Genomic DNA, 20,400 nt, shown 5'->3' on the forward strand with positions numbered 1-20,400 from the left:
TTGTTATGCATGTCGTCTTCCCAAAACCGAGATCAATTTTGGGCGACATGCATTAGAGCGGATTGGGCGACCTTAGCGATCCGCCAGCGCCAGCTTGGCGCCGAGCATGACGAAGGCGGCGGCGAAGCTGCGGCGCATCCAAGTCAGCACCTTCGGCCGCGACACGATGTGGCTGCGCACGGAAGCGGCGAACACGCCGTAGGCGGCGAAGACCACGAAGGTCATCAGCATGAAGACGCCGGAGAGTTCCAGCATCGTGGCAAAGGCATGCGGCTCGGTCGTGCTGACGAATTGCGGCAGGAAGGCGAAAAAGAAGATCGACAGTTTCGGGTTGAGCACATTGACCAGGATGCCGGTGGTGACGATCCTCACGGCCGAGTGCGGCGCGGCATTCTCGTCGATGCTGAGACCACCCTTCTCCTTCAGTGTGTTCCAAGCCATGTAGAGCAGGTAGGCGACGCCGAGATATTTCAGTGTCTCGAAGGCGACGGCGCTGGTGTGCAGCACCGCCGCAAGGCCGGTGATGGCGGCCAACATATGCGGGATGATGCCCAGCGTGCAGGCGAAAGCGGCGATGACCGAGGCCCGCGCGCCGCGCGAAAGGCCGGCGCTCAGCGTGTAGAGGACGCCGGTGCCGGGCGAAGCCACGATGATCAGCGACGTCAACAGGAATTCGATGCTCACGGATGGTTCCTCCAGCGCCCTGCCCGGCGGGAGAACGTATCGGGAGGCAAGGGCGGCGGCAAGCCGCGCCGTTTCCTGGTAGTGGGTCAGTTTGAAATTTCGCCCTGATCACGATAGGCGCTTTCACGCCAAAGCCGTTGCCTTGCACTTCATGTACTACAATTTCGTGCGCATCCATGCCTCGCCGCGCATGACCCGGCAATGGCCGCTGGCGTCACTGACAAACTCTGGCAAATCAGCGATATTGTCGCGTTGATCGAGGCAAGGAGCCGAGAAGCCGATGGCTCGCCGACCCTATAATGTGCGCGCCTTATAGCATTTAAACAATGCAGTATGTTTTGCTGGGGATCGAGAATGCGTGATATCTCTGCCAAGCTGATATTCCTATTGGTTGCAAGCATATTTTTAGGAAGCGTCTTATACAACTCATTGTTGGACGACAGATTTGTCTACTACCCAAAGACCCCTGAGGCTCAATCGGACAGGATTGTCCCTTATCATGTTAAGGGGATATATGTTTATCTAACTCCCGAGCAAAGCAGGTTTGTCCATTGGCTCCGAATTGTCGAAATTGGTTCGGGGATTTTGTTTTTTGGAGGTTGTTTTCTGGCACAGATGCGGGCCCAAGGCAGATAGGCTCTTTGGCTAGCAATTGACGATCAATTTTCGAACTGGCCCACTACCCGTTTCCTAGCGGAGCGCCAACCCGTGCGCTGCCCTTGCGATCAGGCATTCGGGGTCGCCCGGCATGCAGGCGCGGCAGACATGCGGGCGCGCGTCGTAGATGCCGCAGGCGGTGTGCTTGCCGACGTCGCCGATCAGCGCCGCGCAGCGGCCGTTCTCGAACTTCATGCCGGAGAGGTCGGCGGCGACCAGCGCTTCGGGGATGCGGTCGAGCTCGGCATCCTCCTCGGTGGAAAAGCGCGGCCAGTCCGCCGCATAGGCGCAGCAGGCGCCACAGCTCTGGCAGTCGAAAACAGCGACCGGGCCGGCATCCGGAGACAAACCGGCATGGGCAGCCAGGTCAAGCAATCCTGGCCCGAAGGCGGTGCGACCGGTGTCTTGCGGCAAGGGCTACTTCTTCCTGGGCTTGCGCGTCGGTGCTTCGGCCGGCGTCTTGAACAGGTCGGTCGCAACCTCGACCGGCGCCTTTGGCGCAGGCTTGGCCGGCTTGGCGGCCGCGGGCGGAGTTGCCGTTTGGTCCTTGGCGGAGAATTTTATGGCCATATGTCAATCCTCGTCGGAAAGGCGCGATTATCGCGCCTTCGGGTTGCGCAAGCGGCCGATCAGGGCCGAGACCGCCGTGATGTTCATTTCCTGCGGCGACCACATACCGGCCGCGTCGATATGGTGCGTTCCAAGCTCGCGATGCGTGCTGCCGCTATAGGCTGCGTCCTGATGGGTGGCCTGCTGATGCGTCTTGGCATCTTCGCGGACATATTCGATCAGGTAGTTCGGACATTCGGCGCGGCTGAGCACGGCGATCCGCACCTGCGCATTGCCAAAGGCGCGCTTGCAGCGCTCAAGCCTTTCAAGCACGCGCCCGACATACTCGACCGGCTTGTCCAGGCCATCGACCATATCGGCGATGGTGGCATTGCTGGGTATCTGGATTGGCGGCACACGCTTGGTGGCCATCGGCATTGTCTCCGCTCGTACCGCTCTTCAGCCAGGATCGAGCACAAAGCAATATGGCAATTCATCGAACCGCCGATCCTACCAACATAATCGCGGCCGGCGACGAACGGCGGCAAATTTTTTTCATTTTGCCGGGAACCATTTTGCCGGCTGCTGGTTATGTTCTAAGTCGCCAGCAATTCTTGCGTAATCGAGAAGAGCTGACGGCAAAGACGCCTCCCGCGCCGTGAAAAGCGCGAGAGGCGTTTTTGTTTGCTCGGGCTTGCGCTTCGGCGTTTCACGCAAATGCCTGCGCGATTGGGCCCTACATGATGGTGCTGATCATCGGCAGGATTTCGTAGCGGAAGCCGCGACCCGACTGCGCCACCGGATCGCCGTCGGTCACGGCCTTCGCCTCGGCCTCGCTGCCGGCGCGCAGGATCAGCAGGCCCCACGGGCCGGCGGGGTCGGCGACTGGGCCTGCCATGATCATGACGCCCTCGCGCAGCTTGGCGCGCAGATAGTCGGCATGCCGGCCCATCAGCGTCCTCTCTTCCTCGGTCATGGTGAAGGCGAAATCCGGGCGCGGCGGGATCAGCCGGCAATGGAATATCTTTTGCGCCGGAGCTTCGCGTGGTGCTTCGTTGCTGGCCATCTCTCCCCTCCGGAATTCAAACCGCGTTGATGCCGCTGCCGCCCCTTCAATCCTGTTCATGCGGCCCCGGCTCCGGCCAAGGCTCCTTCGCTGCTTCCGCATACCAGTGCCGCATCGCCGGCGTCGCCAATACCGCATCGACATAGGCGCGGGTGACGGGTGCCAGCGCGCCGCCATAGGTGTCGAAGCGGGTGACGACGGGCGCGTACATGGCGTCGGCAGCGGTGAAATGGCCGAACAGGAACGGGCCGCCCTCGCCATATTGCTCGCGGCACTGGCGCCAGATCGCCTCGATGCGCGCCCGCTGCGCCTCGCCCTCGGCGTCGAGGGGCTTGTGCGACTTCGGCCGGCGCAGATTCATCGGCCAGCCATAGCGAACCTCGCGGAAGCCCGAATGCATCTCGGTCGCCACGGAGCGCGCCAGCGCGCGGGCACCGAGATCATCCGGCCACAGTTTCTTCTCGGGAAAGAGATCGGCCAGATATTCAAGGATGGCAAGGGTTTCCCAGACAATCCTGCCCCCTCCCTCATGCAGTTGGTGATTCAAGACGGGCACCACGCCCGTGGGCGACACCTTGGCGAGATTGGCTGCGGTCTCCGGCGTGCGCAGGCGCACGAAACCTTCCTCGAAGGGAATTTCCAGATGCTTCATCGCCACCCATGGCCGCAGCGACCAAGAAGAAAAGCACTTGTTGCCGATATAGAGGGTGAATTCAGCCAATTCCGTCTCCTGAAACCATCAATTCGCTGCGACCGCCAAAGCGGACGGCCTGACGCCGGCGCGGGCCTGGATCGCGGCCACCGCTGCCGCTATGTCGGGGTTGACCTCGAGCGCCTTGCGGCCGGCGCCGATCAACAGGTCGACCTGGTCGACCGGCAAGCGCAGCCTTGTCGGTATGTCGTTGAGCTTCGCTTCGGTCGCCGCATCGGCATCGACGAAGGAGAGGTGCTGGACGACGAGGCGGACGTCGCGGCAGTTCCAGCCGCCGGCCGAACCGCGATAGGCCGAAACGGCCGAGGCCGGCAGTCCGCAGCGGAAGCGCACCAACTCGCCCTTCCATTGCGAGACGGCGAGCGTCAGCGCATCGAATTCGTCGCGCACCGAGGCGGCGAGCGTGGTGCTTGTCGTCACGTCGAACAGCTCGCTGGCCTTTGGCCCGTGCAGCGACTTCGCCCAGGCCTTGTTCGAGCCGTTGCCGGCATCGACGACGATGAAGATCAGTGTGTTCAGCCGCACCGCTTCCGAGGGCGACAATGGCCCGTAGGGCGTGCCGGCGGCGGAGCGCTCGAGCGTGAAGCCGGTGACGCCGATATTGTCGGTCAGGCCGCCGTCGAGCAGCTTCACGTAGTCATGCGGGCCGGCGTTCTGGTAGGCATCGAGCGCGCCGGCATAGGCTTTGAGACGCAGCGAGGCGTTGCGGTCGGCCAATGCCTGGCTCAGCCAACCGGGTCGGTGATAGCCGCAGTCGGGGCTGGTCGCCGCGACCACGATCGGCGCGAAGACTACCGGCACCGCCGCGGACGCAGCCACCCCATCGGCCAGCCGCACCTTGTCGAGGTCGCTGCAGAGTGCCGCGAAGGTGTCGTAGGTGAACAGGAACGGCGTGCGGTTGTAGATGTCGGACGCATTGATCCAGACGATCGGACCGTTCGGCTTGTGCAGCGCCTTGAAGGTGGCGCCGTCGAAGAGATGGTCGTTCAGCCATTTGGCGAAGCCGCTGCGGTCGTTGACGCCGCCATAATAGGCGCGCACCAGATTGACCGGATCGATCGCTTCGCGCAGATCGGCTTCGGCATTCTGGATCAGGAAGCGCTCGCGGAAATCCTTGTAGCCGTCCCTGCCCTTGTAGCCGAAATAGGCGGCGGCGATGGCGCCGCCGGAAGCGCCCGAGATCATGCGGATGTCGTCGACCAGCGTGCGGCGCTTCGGCCGCTCGTCGATAACGATGTCGTCCAACGCGCGCAGCACGCCGTAGGAGAAAGCAGCCGCCCTCGTGCCGCCGCCGGAAAAGGCGAGGCCGACCACGGTCGAACCGTCATCGGCGGGATCGGGAATGTAAGTTGGCGAGGGGTGGCCGACCTCGGTGGTCAGCACGTTGATCGGCCCGACGTCGTCGGCGACGCAGCCGGCCACGGCCATCAGCACTGCGACAAAGGCCACACGAAGACGCAAAATCCGGTTCCCCCCGGCCGCCTCCACCCGCGACCGCGGCGAACCCTAACCGGATTGCTTTGTCCGATGCAACCGCACCCGCAAAGGCCATGCGAGAGGTGGAACCCGAACCGGATGCGCGCGTTGAAGGACCCGGATGCAGTTCGCATCCAGTTCCCAGGAGATGCGCATATGGTGAACAAGGATCAGCTTGCCGGTCTTGCCAAGCAAGTGAAGGGTTCGGTCAAGCAGGCGGCTGGCAAGGCCACCGGCGACCGGCAGACGCAAGCCGAAGGCACCGCCGACAAGATCGCCGGCAAGGTGCAGAAGGCCTATGGCGACGTGAAGGACAAGGTCCGCAAGGCTTTCTGAGCCTTGATCACCCGCCTTCGTTGCAAGGCTTTAGGAAGGAGGCCGCCGCGGGCGGCCTTTTTCATGTCTGGAATTGCTTGGTAAAGGCGTTGGTGAAGACGATCTCGCCATGATCGCCCGCCGCTTCGCCGAGCACGACGTCCATGTAATCACCGGTCACCCTGGCCAGCGCGAAGCCGCCCATATAGGCGGCTTTCGGTTTGACGAGATCGAGCCCGTCGCGCTGATAGATCATCGGCACCGCGTGCTGGTGACCGTGGAAGACGGCAATCACGTTGTAGCCCTTGAGCGCCGCCAGCAGCGCCTGGCGGTCGGCCTCGCCCCACCAGTGCGGCTTGCCGGAACCGTCATCGTCAAAGGTGCGTTTGACCGGATCCCAGCGCTCGATCGAGAACGTGTCCCAGCCATAGTGCTGGAAGAGGATGACCGGGCGGCCGTCGCCGGCATAAGTTGCGAGATCCTGCTTCAGCCAGGGCAGGCTGCTCGGCGCGCCGTGGCCGGTGTCGCCGGCGAAACGATGCGTCTGGATGAGATGCAGGCCGCCCCAGTCCCAGGAATAGCAGTCGGTCTCGACATCATATTCGGTCGCCGGCACCGGCGGCTTGAAGAAGACGCCAGCGCGATGGTTGACCTCGACATAGTCGCGCAATTCGCGGCGATACCAGTCGACATGCGGCGGCGAACCGTTCTGGTCGAGATCGTGATTGCCGAGCCCGACATAGACCGGCATGTGGACGCGATCCGGCCCGACGCCCTGGCTGTAGCGCTGGGAGAACTGCAAAAGCTGCGTGCCTTCGCTGGGCTCGGTGACCTGGCCGCCGCCATCGTCTGTGATGTCGCCGCCGGTGACGATCCCGAGCGGCGTCCCGATCGTGCTGCCGGCCGAACCGAGGCCGGTGGCGACGCCGCCGATCTCTGTCGGCCACTTCTGGCCGGCGATGCCGTTGAGCGCCGCGACATTGCGCAAAAGGGCCGCGTCGGTCTTGCCTTCCTGCAGGCAATGAGGGCTCAAGCCGCTCGCCATGCGGCAGGCATGAATGTCGGCGATGAAGAGGAAAGTGGCGTCGATCGGCTGAATGCGCTGCCCGGTCTGGGCGAAGGCCGCGCGAGGAATCGCGCAGGCGGCGAACGCTCCCATCTGGGCGAGGAATGCACGACGTGAGGTGATTGCTGGGCGATTCATCACGCAGGATTGAACAACCTCGACGCCGCTTCGTCCAGCCTGGCATCGCGAAGGCCGTTTCCCTGGAGGTTTCATGCCTTGCATGAAACGCGCTTAGATCGACAGCCTCGCGGAGGTCTGTCATTCCTTCAGCATAGATTGAGGGGAGGAAGGCATGAAATCCACGACGATCGGCATGGCGTCGGCCATTCTGGCGCTTGCTAGCGCCGCGCAGGCCGCGCCTTGCGTCGACGCCAAGTCGGCCAAGACCGGCTTCGTGCTGGAAAAGCCTGGAATAAGCAGCGAATTCCGGCCGGCGCCCGGCGGCATGGTCGCGGTCGCCAACACCTACCAGTCGGAATCGCCGCAGACGCAATATCTCTACGCCGGGCTGATCGAAGTCTTTCGCGACAGCGACACCGGACGGCTGTCGATGATCCCGCTCGGCGACATCAAGAAACTGTTCCCACTGAAGGCCGGGGCCAAGAGCAAGACCGACTTCGTGCGGCTGTCGTCAAAGAAGCCGCCGAAGGGCATCGAAACGCTGGCGCTGACCGTCAAGGGCAAGGAGACCTACAGCCTGGGCGACTGCAAATACAATGTGCTGGCCGTCAACGAGACGATCACCGGCGAGACCGGCAACGTCATCGACAGTTTCACGGCGCTCTATTCGCCGGACCTGCAGGCGGTGCTGGCCCGGCGTTACGATGAAGGCACCAGCGCGCAAAGCGAGGTGGGGTTCGAGACGATCAAGCCGCTGGCGGAGTGAGGCTTCGGCTGGATTGGAGCGGCTGGCGGGACAAGCGCATTGACTATATTCGACCGAACGAAACAGCAGCTCGGATCATCCCAGACGCCGTGATCCTTCGCGCCCCCCTCTGCCCTGCCGGGCATCTCCCCCACGAGGGGGAGATCAGCTAACTCTTCAACCGATTTGCACGGCGCTGACCTTCAATCTCCGCTTGAAGGGTTTTGTGCAACGCGATACGCCGTTGCCGAATTCGACAACCGGAGACCTGCCGTGAGCGCTGAAAAGACCAGAACCGAAACCGATACGTTCGGTCCCATCGAGGTCGCGGCCGACCGCTATTGGGGCGCGCAGGCGCAGCGTTCGCTGGGCAATTTCAAGATCGGCTGGGAAAAGCAGCCGGCCTCGATCGTGCGCGCACTTGGCATCGTCAAGCGCGCCGCGGCCGAAGTGAACATGGAGATGAAGCGGCTCGACCCCGCGATCGGCAAGGCGATCGTCGACGCCGCGCAGGAAGTCATCGACGGCAAGCTCGACGCGCATTTTCCGCTGGTGGTCTGGCAGACCGGTTCCGGCACGCAGTCCAACATGAACGCCAATGAGGTGATCTCCAACCGCGCTATCGAGATGCTTGGCGGCGTCATGGGCTCGAAGAAGCCGGTGCATCCCAACGATCACGTCAATATGAGCCAGTCGTCGAACGACACCTATCCGACGGCCATGCACATCGCCTGCGCCGAACGGGTCGCGCATCATCTGATCCCGGCCCTGCACCATCTGCACAAGGCACTCGACGCCAAGGCGCGCGCCTTCAACCACATCATCAAGATCGGCCGCACGCATACGCAGGATGCGACCCCGCTGACCCTTGGCCAGGAATTTTCGGGCTATGCCGCGCAAGTCGCCTCGTCGATCAAGCGCATCGAATTGACGCTGCCCGGCCTGCAGGAGCTGGCACAGGGCGGCACGGCCGTGGGCACGGGCCTCAACGCGCCGGTCGGCTTCGCCGAGAAGGTGGCGGACCGCATCGCCGCCATCACCGGCATTTCCTTCGTCACCGCGCCGAACAAGTTCGAGGCGCTGGCGGCGCATGATTCCATGGTGTTCTCGCATGGCGCGATCAACGCGGCGGCGGCGGCGCTATTCAAGATCGCCAACGACATCCGCCTGCTCGGCTCCGGCCCCCGCTCGGGGCTTGGCGAGCTGTCTCTGCCGGAGAACGAGCCGGGCTCCTCGATCATGCCGGGCAAGGTCAACCCGACGCAGTGCGAGGCGCTGACGCAGGTCTGCGTGCAGGTGTTCGGCAACAATGCGGCGCTCGCCTTCGCCGGCAGCCAGGGCCATTTCGAGCTCAACGTCTATAACCCGCTGATGGCCTATAATTTCCTGCAGTCGGTGCAGCTGCTCGCCGACGCTTCCGTGTCCTTCACCGACAATTGCGTGGTCGGCATCGAGGCGCGCGAGGACAACATCAAGGCGGCGCTCGAGCGCTCGCTGATGCTGGTGACGGCGCTGGCGCCAACCATCGGCTACGACAATGCCGCCAAGATCGCCAAGACCGCGCACAAGAACGGCACGACGCTTCGCGAGGAAGCGCTGGCGACGGGGCTGGTCAGCGCGGCCGATTACGACCGGCTGGTGCGGCCGGAGGACATGACGCATCCGGGGTGAGCGCTGCGGGCATTTGGTGCCGGGCGAATTTGCTCCGTCTACCCAACTCGCCGACAAGATTTTCGCTCGGGTCTGCCGATCACAGGAACATATTCGCTGTGAACAATGTGTCGCTACATAGGCGACTTTGGTGAACAGTCTCCATCGTCTATCTCAGCGAACATTCAACCCGTTCGGAGACTCAGCATGTCCATCGCCTCTTCCGCCGCCGGCACCACGTCCAATGGCTCGTTCACCATCCTGCTCGGCCGCATCCTGCTCGCCGTCATCTTCCTGCTTTCCGGCTTCGGCAAGCTCACCGCCATTTCCGGCACCGCCGCCTATTTCGGCGGCCTCGGCCTGCCGGTGCCGACCGTCACGGCCGTCGTCGTCGGCCTGATCGAACTGCTCGGCGGCATTGCCGTGCTCGTCGGCTTCCAGACCCGCATCGCCGCCTGGATTCTGGCCGTCTTCACCATCGCCACCGGACTGGTCGCCCATACCGGCTGGGCCGACCAGATGCAGATGATCCAGTTCCTCAAGAATCTCGCCATCACCGGCGGCTTCATCCTGCTCGCCTCCTCCGGCGCCGGCGCCTATTCGATCGACGCCAAGCGCGGCTGAGGCTCTTTCGTTTGACGCAATTCCGGACGGGGGCGACGGCGAAGTCGCCGCGCCTGACCGCTTCACACTTTTCCTGGAATTGCTTTCCGAGCCTGACTAAGCGGCGCGGAATTTTCCGCGCCGCTTTTTCGTTGCGGGGTTAAACTGCGAGGCAGGCCGGCATAGCCGGATCGCGCTTAGCATGGGAGGTCGGCCATGACTCGCAACGCATTGCTTCTCATCTCGCGGCTGCTGCTTGCGGCGCTGTTCGTGCCTTCCGGCTTCCAGGCGCTCGGCAACATTGCCGGCACCACCAGCTATTTCGCCGGCCTCGGCCTGCCGTTGCCGGCCTTGGCCGCATGGGGCACCGGCCTGTTCGAGCTGATTGCCGGGCTTTTGATCCTGATCGGCTTCCAGACACGGATCGTGGCGCTGCTGCTTGCGGCCTTCTGCGTAGTCGCCGGCTTCATCGGCCACTACGGCCAGGGCGCCGACGACGCGACTTTAGCCTTCCTGCACCGGCAGATGCTTATGAAGGACATCGCCATTGCCGGCGGCTTCCTGGCGCTCGCCATGGCCGGCGCCGGCGCGTGGTCGGCCGATGGGCGGGGCAGCGGCTGAAAGAGCCTACTTCACCGACACGCTCGGCCCACCCTCGACCGCCAGCACCAGGCGGCGGTTGGTGATCCTGGCCAGTTGTGCCAGCCGGCCAGCCGGGCGCTCGCCATAGAGGTCGGAAAGCGAGGCCGGCAGCACCAGCGCCAGCGCGCCGTTGCCGCGGCTTTCCCATTTCAGCCTCGGCATGACACCCGGCATCGCTGCCGTCAGCAAATAGACGACGCGCATCATCGCGGCGAGCACACGCGCGCGCTCGAGCAGGCGCGGCGGCGCCAGCGCCTTGATCTCGGGCGCGATGCCGTCGTTGAAGATGCCGTCATGGCGATAGGCGTTGGCTAAAGCCAGATAGGCGCGTCCGGGATGGTCGACGCCGATGAAGGAGGCATGCGCGATGATGTTGAGCGACTGCTGGCCGCGATATTCCGGATGCGCACGCCAGCCGATATCAGCGAGCAGGCAGGCGGCGTGGCGATAGCGCGCCTCATCCGCGGTCTCGTCGATGCCGAAGGCTTTGAAGGCTTTGCCGGTCCATTCGACGAGGTCATGCGCATGGTGCACCGAGCGCGAGCGCAGCAGCGCCAGTTCCTCCGCCGCCGAGATCAGCGGGTCCGACTTCTGCTCCTCCTCGTCGAGGAGCGAGTAGAGAAAACCTTCGCGCACGCCTTGCGCCGAGACAACGATCTTCGACGGCTGCATGGCCGACATGATCTCCTGCAGCACGACGGCGCCGTAGGGCAGCAGCGAGCGGCGGTTCTTGGACACGCCCTCGATACCCTTGACCTTCTCGACCTCGGCGCGCGCCACATGCTTCAGGAAGGCCTGCGCGCTGTCGGCCGAAATCTCGTAGTGATGCATGACGCCGAGCGGATAGTTGGTCATCTCCATATGCAGCCGGGCGAGGTTTCGCCAGGTGCCGCCGACGGCGTAGAAGACCCTGCCCTGCCCGCCCTTCAGGAGCTTTGCCCGCGCCAGTTCCTGGCGCGCGATCTTCTGCGCCTGGACAAGCGAGTTTTTGGCCATGTCCTGCAGGCGCAGGCCGCCGAGCGGCAGGGTGATACCGTCGCCGATCGCCTCGCCATCGATGTCGATAAGTTCGAGGCTGCCACCGCCCAGGTCCCCGGCAATGCCGTTGGCTGGATGGAAGCCGGAGATGACGCCGAGCGCTGAATAATAGGCCTCTTGGCGGCCGGTCAGCACGCGGATCTCGGTCTTGAGCACATCCTCGGCACGGTGGATGAAGTCCGGGCCGTTGCCCGCCTCGCGCGCGGCGGCGGTGGCCAGCACATACATGAATTCGGCGCCGGCCTGGTCCGACAGCGCGCGGAAACGGCGGAACTCCTCCATCGAGCGCGTCACCGCCTCGGGGTCGAGCTTGCCCGTCGAAACGATGCCGCGGCCGAGGCCGGCGAGCATCTTTTCGTTGAACAGCAGCGTCGGCGAGCGCGCCAGCCCTTCATAGACGACAAGGCGGATCGAGTTCGATCCGATGTCGATGATCGACAGCGGCCGCCGGTCCTGGAGCCGGCCCTGGGAGGCAGAAATCACGCGGCGCCGTTCTTCTTGCGGCGCTTGAACTGGGCGATGCGCTTGGGCGCATGCGATTTCAGCGCGTCACCCCGTCCCGAAAGGCTCGGATTGGTCATGAAATATTCCTGCGCGTTGAACGGTTCCTCACCCTCCTCCAGCACAACGCGCCGGGAGGTGCCGTCAGCCAATACGTCGAAACTTTGCTGATTGTCCATGATATTGCCGAGCATGATCTGGCCAAGCACCTGTTCATGCACAGTTGGATTGGTGATCGGCACCAGGGTCTCGACGCGGCGATCGAGATTGCGCGGCATCATGTCGGCCGACGAAATGTAAACGATCGCTTCGTCCGACGGCAGGCCGTGGCCGTTGCCGAAGCAGAAGATGCGGCTGTGCTCGAGGAAACGGCCGACGATCGATTTGACCCGGATGTTTTCCGACAGGCCCGGCACTTGCGGCCGCAAGCAGCAGATGCCGCGCACGACGAGGTCGATCTCGACGCCTGCGCGGCTGGCGTCGTAGAGCGCGTCGATGATGATCGGATCGACCAGCGCGTTCATCTTCATCCAGATGCGCGCCGGCCTTCCTTGGTGGGCATGCCCAATCTCTTCGGCGATGTGCTTGAGGATGCGGTCGCGCAGCGTGAAGGGCGACACGGCAAGCCGCATCTCCTCGGCCGGCTCCGCATAGCCGGTAATGAAGTTGAAGATCTGCGCCACGTCGCGCGCGATGGTCGGGTCGGTGGTGAAGAAAGACAGGTCGGTGTAGATACGGGCGGTGATCGGATGGTAGTTGCCGGTGCCCAGATGCACGTAGTTGCGCAGCTTGCCGTCCTCGCGCCGCACCACCAGCGACATCTTGGCGTGGGTCTTCAACTCGAGGAAGCCGAACACGACCTGGACGCCGGCGCGCTCCAGGTCGCGCGCCCAGCGGATGTTGGCCTCCTCGTCGAAGCGCGCCTTGAGCTCGACCAGCGCCGTCACCGACTTGCCGGCCTCGGCCGCGTCGATCAGCGCGCGCACGATCGGGCTGTCGTTGGAGGTGCGGTAAAGCGTCTGCTTGATCGCCACCACTTCGGAATCAGCCGCCGCCTGGCGCAGGAACTGGACCACGACATCGAAGGATTCGTAAGGGTGATGGACGACGATGTCCTTCTCGCGGATGGCCGCCAGGCAGTCGCCGCCATGCTCGCGGATGCGTTCGGGAAAGCGCGGGTTGTAAGGGACGAATTTGAGGTCGTCGCGCGGGATGGCGACGATTTCGGAAATCTGGTTGAGCGCAAGCGGGCCGGTCAAGACGCTGATGCGGCTCGACGACACGCCCAACTCGCCGGCGACGAAGTCGCGCAGCGCGGCCGGCATCAGCGTGTCGAATTCGATGCGGATCACCGAACCGCGGCGACGCCGCTTCAGCGCCGTTTCGAACAGGCGCACCAGGTCTTCCGACTCTTCCTCCACCTCGATATCGCTGTCGCGGATGATGCGGAAGGTGCCGGAGCCCTTGACCTCGTAACCCGGGAAAAGCTTGCCGATATAGATGCCGACCACCTCCTCCAGCGGAATGAAGCGGACATGGTTCTTGCGGTCCGGCAGGCGAATGAAGCGCCGCAGCGCCACCGGCAGGCGCAAAAGCGCGCTCATTTCCTCGCCGTTCTTGCGGTGGCGCAGTTGCAGCGCGATCGAGAAACCGAGATTGGGGATGAACGGGAACGGATGCGCCGGGTCGATCGACAGCGGGGTCAACACCGGGAAAACCTGTTCCTGGAAATGATCTTCCAGCCAGTTCTTCTCGTCCTTGGTGAGCGCGTCGCGGGTGATACTTTCGATGCCTTCCTTGTTGAGCAGTTGCATCAGCACCGACAGGCTCTTCTGCTGATCCTCCTGCAGGCGCTCGACCTCGCGCAGCAGCTGTTCGAGTTGCTGCTCGGGCGTGCGGCCGTCCGGGCTCTTCAGCGCGATGCCTTCGCGCACCTGACCGGCGAGGCCGGCGACGCGGACCATGAAGAACTCGTCGAGGTTGGCGGCCGAGATCGACAGGAAGCGCACGCGCTCGAGCAGCGGGTGATGCCCGTTCAGCGATTCCTCCAGCACGCGCCGGTTGAACTGTAGCCAGGAGAACTCGCGATTGACGAAACGGTCGGGATTGCCGCCCTCGGGGCTTGCCGCCTCGATGGTGATGAACTCGCTCTGCACCGGCTTCAGTTCGTTCATGGTTCCCGCTCTTGCCCCGCAACCCTTCCTGAGAAGCGCCGCCCGTTGCCGTTAGCGACGCCATAACATGTCTTTGTGACGCATGATCGTCACGGAATCGCTCAACGCCCAGCCTCAGGCGCTTAACCGGCTCAACTTATCCTCTGACAGGCTTTTGCGACAGTTTGATTTCATCGATCTTGCAAACGGGCCGGTTATGCTCCAGATGCAGATGGCCGAACCCAATTGGAGACGACGATGGCAGGCGGTAGCATTCCCCATTTCCAGAACGATGCCGGCCATCCGGTGATCGAGATCGGCGTCAAGGAATTCATGTGCACCGGCGCCAATCCGCCTTTCGACCATCCGCATGTGTTCCTCGACATGGGCGACGACAATGAGAAGGTCTGCCCCTATTGCTCGACGCTCTACCGATATTCGCCGTCGCTGAAGGCCACGCAAACGCAGCCGGTCGGCTGCCTCTATGTCGACCAGGCCGCCTGATCGCCTTTCTTCGACCATGAGCGAAACGCGGTCCCGGCAAATCGTCATCGCCGGGGCCGGCATAGCCGGGCTGACGGCGGCGATAGCCTTTGCGGCGCGCGGCTACCGGGTAAAAATCTTCGAGCAGGCAAGGCAGCTCGAAGCAGCCGGTGCCGGCATCCAACTCTCTCCCAATGCGACACGCATCCTCGCCCGGCTCGGCGTGCTCGACCGTTTGCTGCCCGATGCCGTGCGGCCGGAAGCGGTGGTGCTGAAGGATGCCAAAAGCCTGCGCGAATTGGCGCGAGTGCCGCTCGGGGCGGTGGGCGAAAAGCGCTGGGGCGCGCCTTACCTTGCGGCGCACCGCGCCGACCTGCAGGCGGCATTGATGGCCGAGGTGGCGCAGCGGCCCGACATCGAGCTCGTCACCGGCGCGGTGGTCACTGGCATCGCCATCGAACCGCAAAGCGTGACCGCGACCGTCGAGACCGGCGGCAAAGCCATGACTATCACGGGCGGCCTGCTCATCGGCGCGGACGGCGTCTGGTCATCGGTCCGCGCCGAGCTCGCCCGGACCGTCGGCTTCGCGGCAAGCCGCTTCTGCGGCGAGCTCGCCTGGCGCGCCACGATCCCGGCCGACGGCGCCGCGGGCCGTATCTTCGCGGATATCGGCGCCGCGAACTGCGTCACCACTTTCCTGCATCCCGGCTTCCATATGGTCGCCTATCCGGTGAGCAAGGGCAGCGCCGTCAACCTTGCCGCCTTCACCAGGGGCGAACGTATCGCCGAAGGCTGGTCCGGCCATGCCGACCCGGCCATCCTCGCCGGCGCCATGCGCGGCACGGCGCCGGCGCTGGCGAAGCTTGTGGCGCTTGCCGGGCCGTGGACGGCGTTTCCGATCCACACGGTCGAGCAGCGGCGCTGGACGATGCCGGAAGGCATCGCGCTGATCGGCGATGCCGCGCATGCCATGACGCCCTTCGCGGCCCAGGGCGCGGCGATGGGGATCGAGGACGCAGCGCTGCTTGCCAACCTCGTCGCCGACTTTTCTGGCGATGCACGGCAGGGCCTCACCGTTTGGGAAAATCTGCGGCGCCCGCGCATCGAGAAAGTCATCCGGCGCGGTGCGCTCAACCGGCTCGCCTGGCACGCCCGGGGACCGGTGGCGTTGGCGCGCAACCTGGTGCTGGCGACGCGGCCGGCGGAGAGGCTCGCCTCGGATCTGGACTGGCTCTATGGGTGGGAGCAGCGGAAGATTACGAGGCGCTAGGCTCTCCGGAGATCAACGTCACGCGTGCGTGTCGCGCGCGAGCCCCATGCGGCATTGGAGGATAAAATTCCTAGTTATGTCCTGGCTGCAGGCCCAACAGCTTGGAGTCGCGTTCAACAGCTAGCCGGCGCTCTCTCTCGTGGGCTTCATCGGCCTGCTCGTTGAAATATTCATGCTCCTGACGCATCCGATCAACGCTCGCCTCTTTGCGCTCGCATAGCCGATCGTAGACCTGACGGATCTTGGCAAATATCCTCATTAGCCCAACTCCTTGTCCTCTACCTTGCGCAGCCGGTATCCTGGAAATCTGGGAATGGACGCTCCTCGCCTCGGTCAGCAGGTTGCTGCAGGATCGCCGCCATGACGCGCATGTCGTCGCGCGAGCTGGCGACCTCGATGGTCATGCACTCCAGGTGCATTCCGAAGAATGCGAGGGGCACATTCTCTTCGGAATGGCTCAGATATAGCACCGATTTTGACATTCCGCACGAAGCGACGAGTTTTGGCAAAGAGCCGTACGTTGGCGCGAGCGAGCTTCGTCGCAGAACCGCCGCCATCAGTTATACAACCCCATCGACCACCACAGCGACACCGGCAGCGGGTTCCACCATCCCGTGCGCAGGCCGGCAACACGCAATCCTGCCGCCGTCCAGGTGTTGCATCCAACCAGCGCGTTGAAGTGGCCGTTGGCCTCGTAGAAGCGGTCGTAGGTGGAGTAGCCGGCATCTTCGATCGCCATCGGTCCGTCCGGCCCCTGCCGGAAACTCGCCGCGATATAGTCGAGGAGCGCCACAAAACGCGTCTCGTCGATGTCGAAACCGGCAACGTCGGGATGTGGCTCCTTGATCGCGCCCGCGACATCGACATGCATCACCGAGGCATCGAGCGTCAGCGCCTTCAGCACCGGCTCAGCCTTCAACTGCGACCACGTCGGCGTCTCCAAGTAGAAGGCGCGGCCGCCCCAGCCGAAGACGATGTAGCGTGCCTCCGGCACGTCGATGGGCAGTCCGGCTTGCGTCAGGAAGGCGAAGCGCCGGCGCACGCCGTCGTCGATGGGGACGGCGATGTCGGTGTGGATCGGGTTCTTCAGCACGAGGATGTGCCGTGTGCCCTCGCCTTTGGCGGCGGTCGGCCAAAGCGGACGCGGGACAAGCGTACCGAGCGCGGCGGCGAGCAGCACCGCCGCGACCAGCATCGTCAGGTATCGCAGGACTTTTGTCATCGCGCGCGGTGGTTCGGTCGCATTGCAACGAAGTCGTTGGTTCGGTCAGGAGTTCTTCTATTGCGGCTTCCGAGATTGGCCGAAGCCGCCCGCGACTTCGTCATCCTCGGGCTTGACCCGAGGATCCATGCCGTGACCTCCGCCACAAGCGCAGCGGTTCTGAATTCTGTAAGCGTCGCAACGCCTTAGCGTCACTGCATGGATTCTAGGGTCTGCGCCGCGTCGCTACGCTCCTTGCTCCGCCTTAGAATGACGAGGCAGAGGGGCGCCTCAGTGTAGGATCTGCGACAGGAACAGCTTGGTGCGCTCATGGCGCGGATGGTCGAAGAACTCGGCCGGCGTATTCTGCTCGACGATCTGGCCCTGATCCATGAAGATCACCCGGTTGGCGACCTTGCGCGCGAAGCCCATCTCGTGGGTGACGCACAGCATCGTCATGCCTTCCTCGGCCAGACCCACCATCGTCTCCAGCACTTCCTTGATCATTTCGGGATCGAGCGCCGAGGTCGGCTCGTCGAACAGCATGATGCGCGGGTTCATGCACAGCGAACGCGCGATCGCCACGCGCTGCTGCTGGCCGCCGGATAGCTGTCCGGGATATTTGTTGGCCTGCTCCGGGATCTTGACGCGCTTGAGGAAATGCATGGCGATCTCTTCCGCCTGCTTTTTCGGCATCTTGCGCACCCAGATCGGCGCCAGCGTGCAGTTCTCCAGAATCGTCAGATGGGGAAACAGGTTGAAGTGCTGGAACACCATGCCGACCTCGCGGCGCACCTCATCGATCTTCTTGAGATCGTTGGTGAGTTCCTTGCCGTCGACGATGATCTTGCCCTTCTGGTGCTCCTCAAGCCGGTTGATGCAGCGGATCATGGTCGACTTGCCGGAGCCCGACGGACCGCAGATGACGATGCGCTCGCCGCGCATGACCTTGAGGTTGATATCCTTCAGCACATGGAACTCGCCATACCATTTGTGCATGCCGACGATGTCGATGGCGACATCGGTGGTCGAGATGTGCATCTTCTTGGCATCGACCTTCAGGTCTTCCGCGCTGACGGCGTTTTCGGTGGTCATGGTCATTTCCCCTTTTTATCTCTTATAACCGGTGTCGAGCCGTCGTTCGGTATACATTGAATAGCGCGACATGCCGAAGCAGAGCAACCAGAACACGAAGGCCGCAAAGATCAGGCCGGATTTGGGCGTCTGCGGCGACGCCCAGTTGGGATCGGCGAAGTTCTGCTTCACCACGCCGAGCAGGTCGAACATCGAGATGATCAGCACCAGGCTGGTGTCCTTCAACATGCCGATGAAGGTATTGACGATGCCGGGGATAACCAGCTTCAGCGCCTGCGGCAGCACGATCAGGGTCATCTTCTGCCAATAGCCGAGTCCGAGCGAATCGGCGCCCTCATACTGGCCCTTCGGGATCGCTTGCAGCCCCCCGCGCACCACTTCCGCCATATAGGCGGCGGCAAACAGCGAAAAGCCGATCAGCGCCCGCAGATATTTGTCGAAGGTGACGCCCTCGGGCAGGAACAGCGGCAGCATGACGCTGGCGAAGAACAGCACGGTGATCAGCGGAATGCCGCGCACCGCCTCGATGAAGACGACGCACAGAGCCTTGACGATCGGCATCTTCGAGCGCCGGCCGAGCGCCAGGATCACGCCGAGCGGTAGCGACACGGCAATGCCGACGAAGGAGAGGCTGAGCGTGACGAGCAGCCCGCCCCAGCGCGGTGTCTCGACGTGCGGCAGGCCGAACACGCCGCCGACCAACAGGAAAAAGGACACGATCGGCAGTCCGAGGAACAGCAGGATCGCGTTCAGCCCCTTGCGCGGCACGCGCGGGATGAGCATCGGCACCAGCAGCACGACGAACAGGATGCCGACCAGGATCGGCCGCCAGCGCTCCTCGATCGGATAGGTGCCGAACATCAACTGGCCGAACTTGGCGTTGACGAAGGCCCAGCAGGCGCCGGTCCAGCCGTCGGGCTGGATGCCGCCCTGCGCGGCGGTGGTGCACACCGTGCGGTCCGGCCCGCTCCACACCGCGTTGATGAAGGCCCAGTTGATGATCTGCGGCAGGGCCCAAAGGACGATGGCGATACCCAGCACGGTAAGGACGGTGTCGCCGATCGAGCCGATCAGGTTCCTGCGCACCCAGGCATAGGCGCCGCGCTCTCCGGGGGGCGCCGGCTGCGCCAGCGCCATCTCGGTACGCACCCAGGACATATCGTGTTCCTGCATGGCCCTACCTTTCCACCAGCGCCATTCTGGCGTTGACGACGTTCATAACCGCGGACGTCACCAGGCTCAGCACCAGATAGGCGATCATCATGATGAACACGCCCTCGACAGCCTGTCCGGTCTGGTTGAGCACCGTGCCGGCGGTGGCGGTGAGATCAGGATAACCGATAGCGATCGCCAGCGAGGAGTTCTTGGTCAGGTTCAGATACTGGCTGGTCAGCGGCGGGATGACGATGCGCATCGCCTGCGGGATGACGACCAGGCGCAGGACAGGACCGGAACGCAGGCCAAGAGCACTGGCGGCTTCGGTCTGGCCCTTGCTGACGCCCCTGATACCGGCGCGCACGATCTCGGCGATGAAGGCCGCCGTGTAGAAGGAGAGCGCCAGGAGCAACGACAGGAATTCCGGCTTGATCCAGAAGCCGCCGGTCAGGTTGAAGGTCGACTGTTTCGGGAAGTCGAATGTGAGCGGCATGCCGCTGAGCAGGTAGGCGAGCACCGGCAGACCGACGATCAAAGCGGCCGAAGTCCAGAAGACCGGGAATTGCTGGCCGGTCGCCTTCTGGCGCTGGCGCGCCCTGCGGGCGACGAACCAGGCCATGGCAATGGCAAGCAGCAAGGCAACGCCGATCAGCCAGGAGCCGTCCCCCCATATGGCACGGGGGAAATAGAAGCCGCGCTGGTTGAGGAACGAGCCGAAGGGCAGATGGATGCTCTCGCGCGGCGGCGGCAGCACCGCAAGCACGCCCGAATACCAGAAGAAGATGACCAGCAGCGGCGGGATGTTGCGAAAGGTCTCGACATACACCGTGCAGATCTTGCGGATCAGCCAGTTCTGCGACAGGCGGCCGATGCCGACGATGAAGCCGACGATGGTGGCGAGCACGATGCCGGCGGCAGCGACGATGATGGTGTTGAGCAAGCCGACGACGAGCGCGCGGCCGTAACTGGCATCCGACGTGTAGGCGATCGGTGTGTCGGAAATGTCGAAACCGGCCCTGCTCTTCAGGAAATCGAAGCCCGAGGCGATGTGCAGGCGCCTCAGATTCTCGATGACGTTGTCGACGATCCACCAGATCGAGGCGAAGACCAGGATCACGACCAGCGTCTGGAAGAACAGGCTGCGTGTTCTCGGGTCATTGATGAAGGAGCCGCGACTCGGCTCCCCGCGAAGGATTTCCTGCGAAGCCATGGATCGTCC

At 63.6% G+C, this 20,400-nt stretch carries 23 protein-coding genes and 1 pseudogene; 8 read left to right on the forward strand and 16 right to left on the reverse strand.

The genetic code is table 11. The features are described 5' to 3' along the window. Positions 1-72: 72 nt before the first annotated feature. Positions 73-684 carry a LysE family translocator gene (locus FJ988_RS17065; RefSeq protein ID WP_140819510.1) on the reverse strand — a complete coding sequence of 204 codons (612 nt, stop codon included), beginning with the start codon at positions 682-684 and terminating at the stop codon, positions 73-75. 124 nt (positions 685-808) lie between these two features. Between FJ988_RS17065 and FJ988_RS31195 the strand changes: the two are divergent. After that, positions 809-945: pseudogene (locus FJ988_RS31195) on the forward strand (IS1 family transposase); the annotation flags it as partial. A gap of 429 nt (positions 946-1,374) precedes the next feature. Here the strand turns inward: FJ988_RS31195 and FJ988_RS17070 are convergent. The 6 genes from FJ988_RS17070 to FJ988_RS17090 all read right to left on the reverse strand — a co-directional run bounded on the left by FJ988_RS17070 (position 1,375) and on the right by FJ988_RS17090 (position 5,096). Then, entirely contained in the window at positions 1,375-1,755 is a 381-nt protein-coding gene (locus FJ988_RS17070) for a YkgJ family cysteine cluster protein (RefSeq protein WP_407067710.1), read from the reverse strand. A gap of 3 nt (positions 1,756-1,758) precedes the next feature. Further along, entirely contained in the window at positions 1,759-1,911 is a 153-nt protein-coding gene (locus FJ988_RS30830) for a hypothetical protein (protein WP_181183561.1), read from the reverse strand. 27 nt (positions 1,912-1,938) lie between these two features. After that, positions 1,939-2,322: a hypothetical protein gene (locus tag FJ988_RS17075; RefSeq protein WP_140819511.1), complete on the reverse strand. Its 384-nt coding sequence runs from the start codon at positions 2,320-2,322 to the stop codon at positions 1,939-1,941. Positions 2,323-2,626: 304 nt separating this feature from the next. Beyond that, positions 2,627-2,956, reverse strand: a complete 330-nt coding sequence (locus FJ988_RS17080; protein ID WP_246688575.1) for a YciI family protein — start codon at positions 2,954-2,956, stop codon at positions 2,627-2,629. 46 nt (positions 2,957-3,002) lie between these two features. After that, on the reverse strand, positions 3,003-3,677 hold the full coding sequence (locus FJ988_RS17085) for a glutathione S-transferase family protein (protein WP_140819512.1): 675 nt from the start codon (positions 3,675-3,677) through the stop codon (positions 3,003-3,005). Between the two features lie 18 nt (positions 3,678-3,695). Continuing rightward, positions 3,696-5,096 (reverse strand): patatin-like phospholipase family protein, encoded by a 1,401-nt coding sequence (locus tag FJ988_RS17090; RefSeq protein WP_140819649.1) that lies wholly within the window; start codon positions 5,094-5,096, stop codon positions 3,696-3,698. A 204-nt stretch (positions 5,097-5,300) separates the two neighbouring features. Here FJ988_RS17090 and FJ988_RS17095 point away from each other — a divergent pair, with 204 nt between their 5' ends. Further along, positions 5,301-5,480 (forward strand): CsbD family protein, encoded by a 180-nt coding sequence (locus FJ988_RS17095; RefSeq protein WP_140819513.1) that lies wholly within the window; start codon positions 5,301-5,303, stop codon positions 5,478-5,480. 61 nt (positions 5,481-5,541) lie between these two features. Here FJ988_RS17095 and FJ988_RS17100 read toward each other — a convergent pair whose 3' ends face one another. Continuing rightward, complete coding sequence (locus tag FJ988_RS17100) at positions 5,542-6,663, reverse strand: metallophosphoesterase (RefSeq protein WP_181183562.1); 1,122 nt, start codon at positions 6,661-6,663, stop codon at positions 5,542-5,544. Positions 6,664-6,817: 154 nt separating this feature from the next. Between FJ988_RS17100 and FJ988_RS17105 the strand changes: the two genes are divergently transcribed. The 4 genes from FJ988_RS17105 to FJ988_RS17120 all read left to right on the forward strand — a co-directional run bounded on the left by FJ988_RS17105 (position 6,818) and on the right by FJ988_RS17120 (position 10,264). Next, positions 6,818-7,411 (forward strand): hypothetical protein, encoded by a 594-nt coding sequence (locus FJ988_RS17105; protein WP_140819514.1) that lies wholly within the window; start codon positions 6,818-6,820, stop codon positions 7,409-7,411. A 252-nt stretch (positions 7,412-7,663) separates the two neighbouring features. Next, complete coding sequence (fumC, locus tag FJ988_RS17110) at positions 7,664-9,061, forward strand: class II fumarate hydratase (protein WP_140819515.1); 1,398 nt, start codon at positions 7,664-7,666, stop codon at positions 9,059-9,061. Between the two features lie 186 nt (positions 9,062-9,247). Further along, entirely contained in the window at positions 9,248-9,664 is a 417-nt protein-coding gene (locus FJ988_RS17115) for a DoxX family protein (RefSeq protein ID WP_140819516.1), read from the forward strand. Between the two features lie 195 nt (positions 9,665-9,859). After that, positions 9,860-10,264, forward strand: a complete 405-nt coding sequence (locus FJ988_RS17120) for a DoxX family protein (RefSeq protein ID WP_140819517.1) — start codon at positions 9,860-9,862, stop codon at positions 10,262-10,264. Between the two features lie 6 nt (positions 10,265-10,270). On the opposite strand, the gene ppx is transcribed toward FJ988_RS17120, so the two are convergent. Continuing rightward, positions 10,271-11,806: an exopolyphosphatase gene (ppx, locus tag FJ988_RS17125; protein WP_140819518.1), complete on the reverse strand. Its 1,536-nt coding sequence runs from the start codon at positions 11,804-11,806 to the stop codon at positions 10,271-10,273. Beyond that, positions 11,803-13,998: an RNA degradosome polyphosphate kinase gene (locus FJ988_RS17130; protein WP_140819519.1), complete on the reverse strand. Its 2,196-nt coding sequence runs from the start codon at positions 13,996-13,998 to the stop codon at positions 11,803-11,805. The genes ppx and FJ988_RS17130 overlap by 4 nt, the downstream gene beginning before the upstream one ends. A 237-nt stretch (positions 13,999-14,235) precedes the next feature. Here FJ988_RS17130 and FJ988_RS17135 point away from each other — a divergent pair, with 237 nt between their 5' ends. Both FJ988_RS17135 and FJ988_RS17140 read left to right on the forward strand, forming a co-directional pair. Then, positions 14,236-14,481 carry a zinc-finger domain-containing protein gene (locus tag FJ988_RS17135; RefSeq protein ID WP_140819520.1) on the forward strand — a complete coding sequence of 82 codons (246 nt, stop codon included), beginning with the start codon at positions 14,236-14,238 and terminating at the stop codon, positions 14,479-14,481. Between the two features lie 16 nt (positions 14,482-14,497). After that, positions 14,498-15,730, forward strand: a complete 1,233-nt coding sequence (locus FJ988_RS17140; RefSeq protein ID WP_140819521.1) for an FAD-dependent monooxygenase — start codon at positions 14,498-14,500, stop codon at positions 15,728-15,730. Between the two features lie 70 nt (positions 15,731-15,800). Here FJ988_RS17140 and FJ988_RS17145 read toward each other — a convergent pair whose 3' ends face one another. The 6 genes from FJ988_RS17145 to FJ988_RS17165 all read right to left on the reverse strand — a co-directional run bounded on the left by FJ988_RS17145 (position 15,801) and on the right by FJ988_RS17165 (position 20,391). Beyond that, entirely contained in the window at positions 15,801-15,989 is a 189-nt protein-coding gene (locus tag FJ988_RS17145; protein ID WP_140819522.1) for a hypothetical protein, read from the reverse strand. 19 nt (positions 15,990-16,008) lie between these two features. Next, a complete protein-coding gene (locus tag FJ988_RS31390) occupies positions 16,009-16,134 on the reverse strand; it encodes a hypothetical protein (RefSeq protein ID WP_281407749.1) in 126 nt (41 codons plus the stop codon). A gap of 152 nt (positions 16,135-16,286) precedes the next feature. Beyond that, a complete protein-coding gene (locus FJ988_RS17150; RefSeq protein ID WP_140819523.1) occupies positions 16,287-16,952 on the reverse strand; it encodes a TIGR02117 family protein in 666 nt (221 codons plus the stop codon). 270 nt (positions 16,953-17,222) lie between these two features. Further along, positions 17,223-18,026: an amino acid ABC transporter ATP-binding protein gene (locus FJ988_RS17155; RefSeq protein ID WP_095819976.1), complete on the reverse strand. Its 804-nt coding sequence runs from the start codon at positions 18,024-18,026 to the stop codon at positions 17,223-17,225. A 15-nt stretch (positions 18,027-18,041) separates the two neighbouring features. Continuing rightward, a complete protein-coding gene (locus FJ988_RS17160) occupies positions 18,042-19,199 on the reverse strand; it encodes an amino acid ABC transporter permease (RefSeq protein ID WP_140819524.1) in 1,158 nt (385 codons plus the stop codon). Positions 19,200-19,203: 4 nt separating this feature from the next. Beyond that, positions 19,204-20,391, reverse strand: a complete 1,188-nt coding sequence (locus tag FJ988_RS17165; RefSeq protein ID WP_140819525.1) for an amino acid ABC transporter permease — start codon at positions 20,389-20,391, stop codon at positions 19,204-19,206. Positions 20,392-20,400 lie beyond the last annotated feature (9 nt).

Source organism: Mesorhizobium sp. CU3 (assembly GCF_006442965.1).
Lineage (GTDB): Bacteria > Pseudomonadota > Alphaproteobacteria > Rhizobiales > Rhizobiaceae > Mesorhizobium.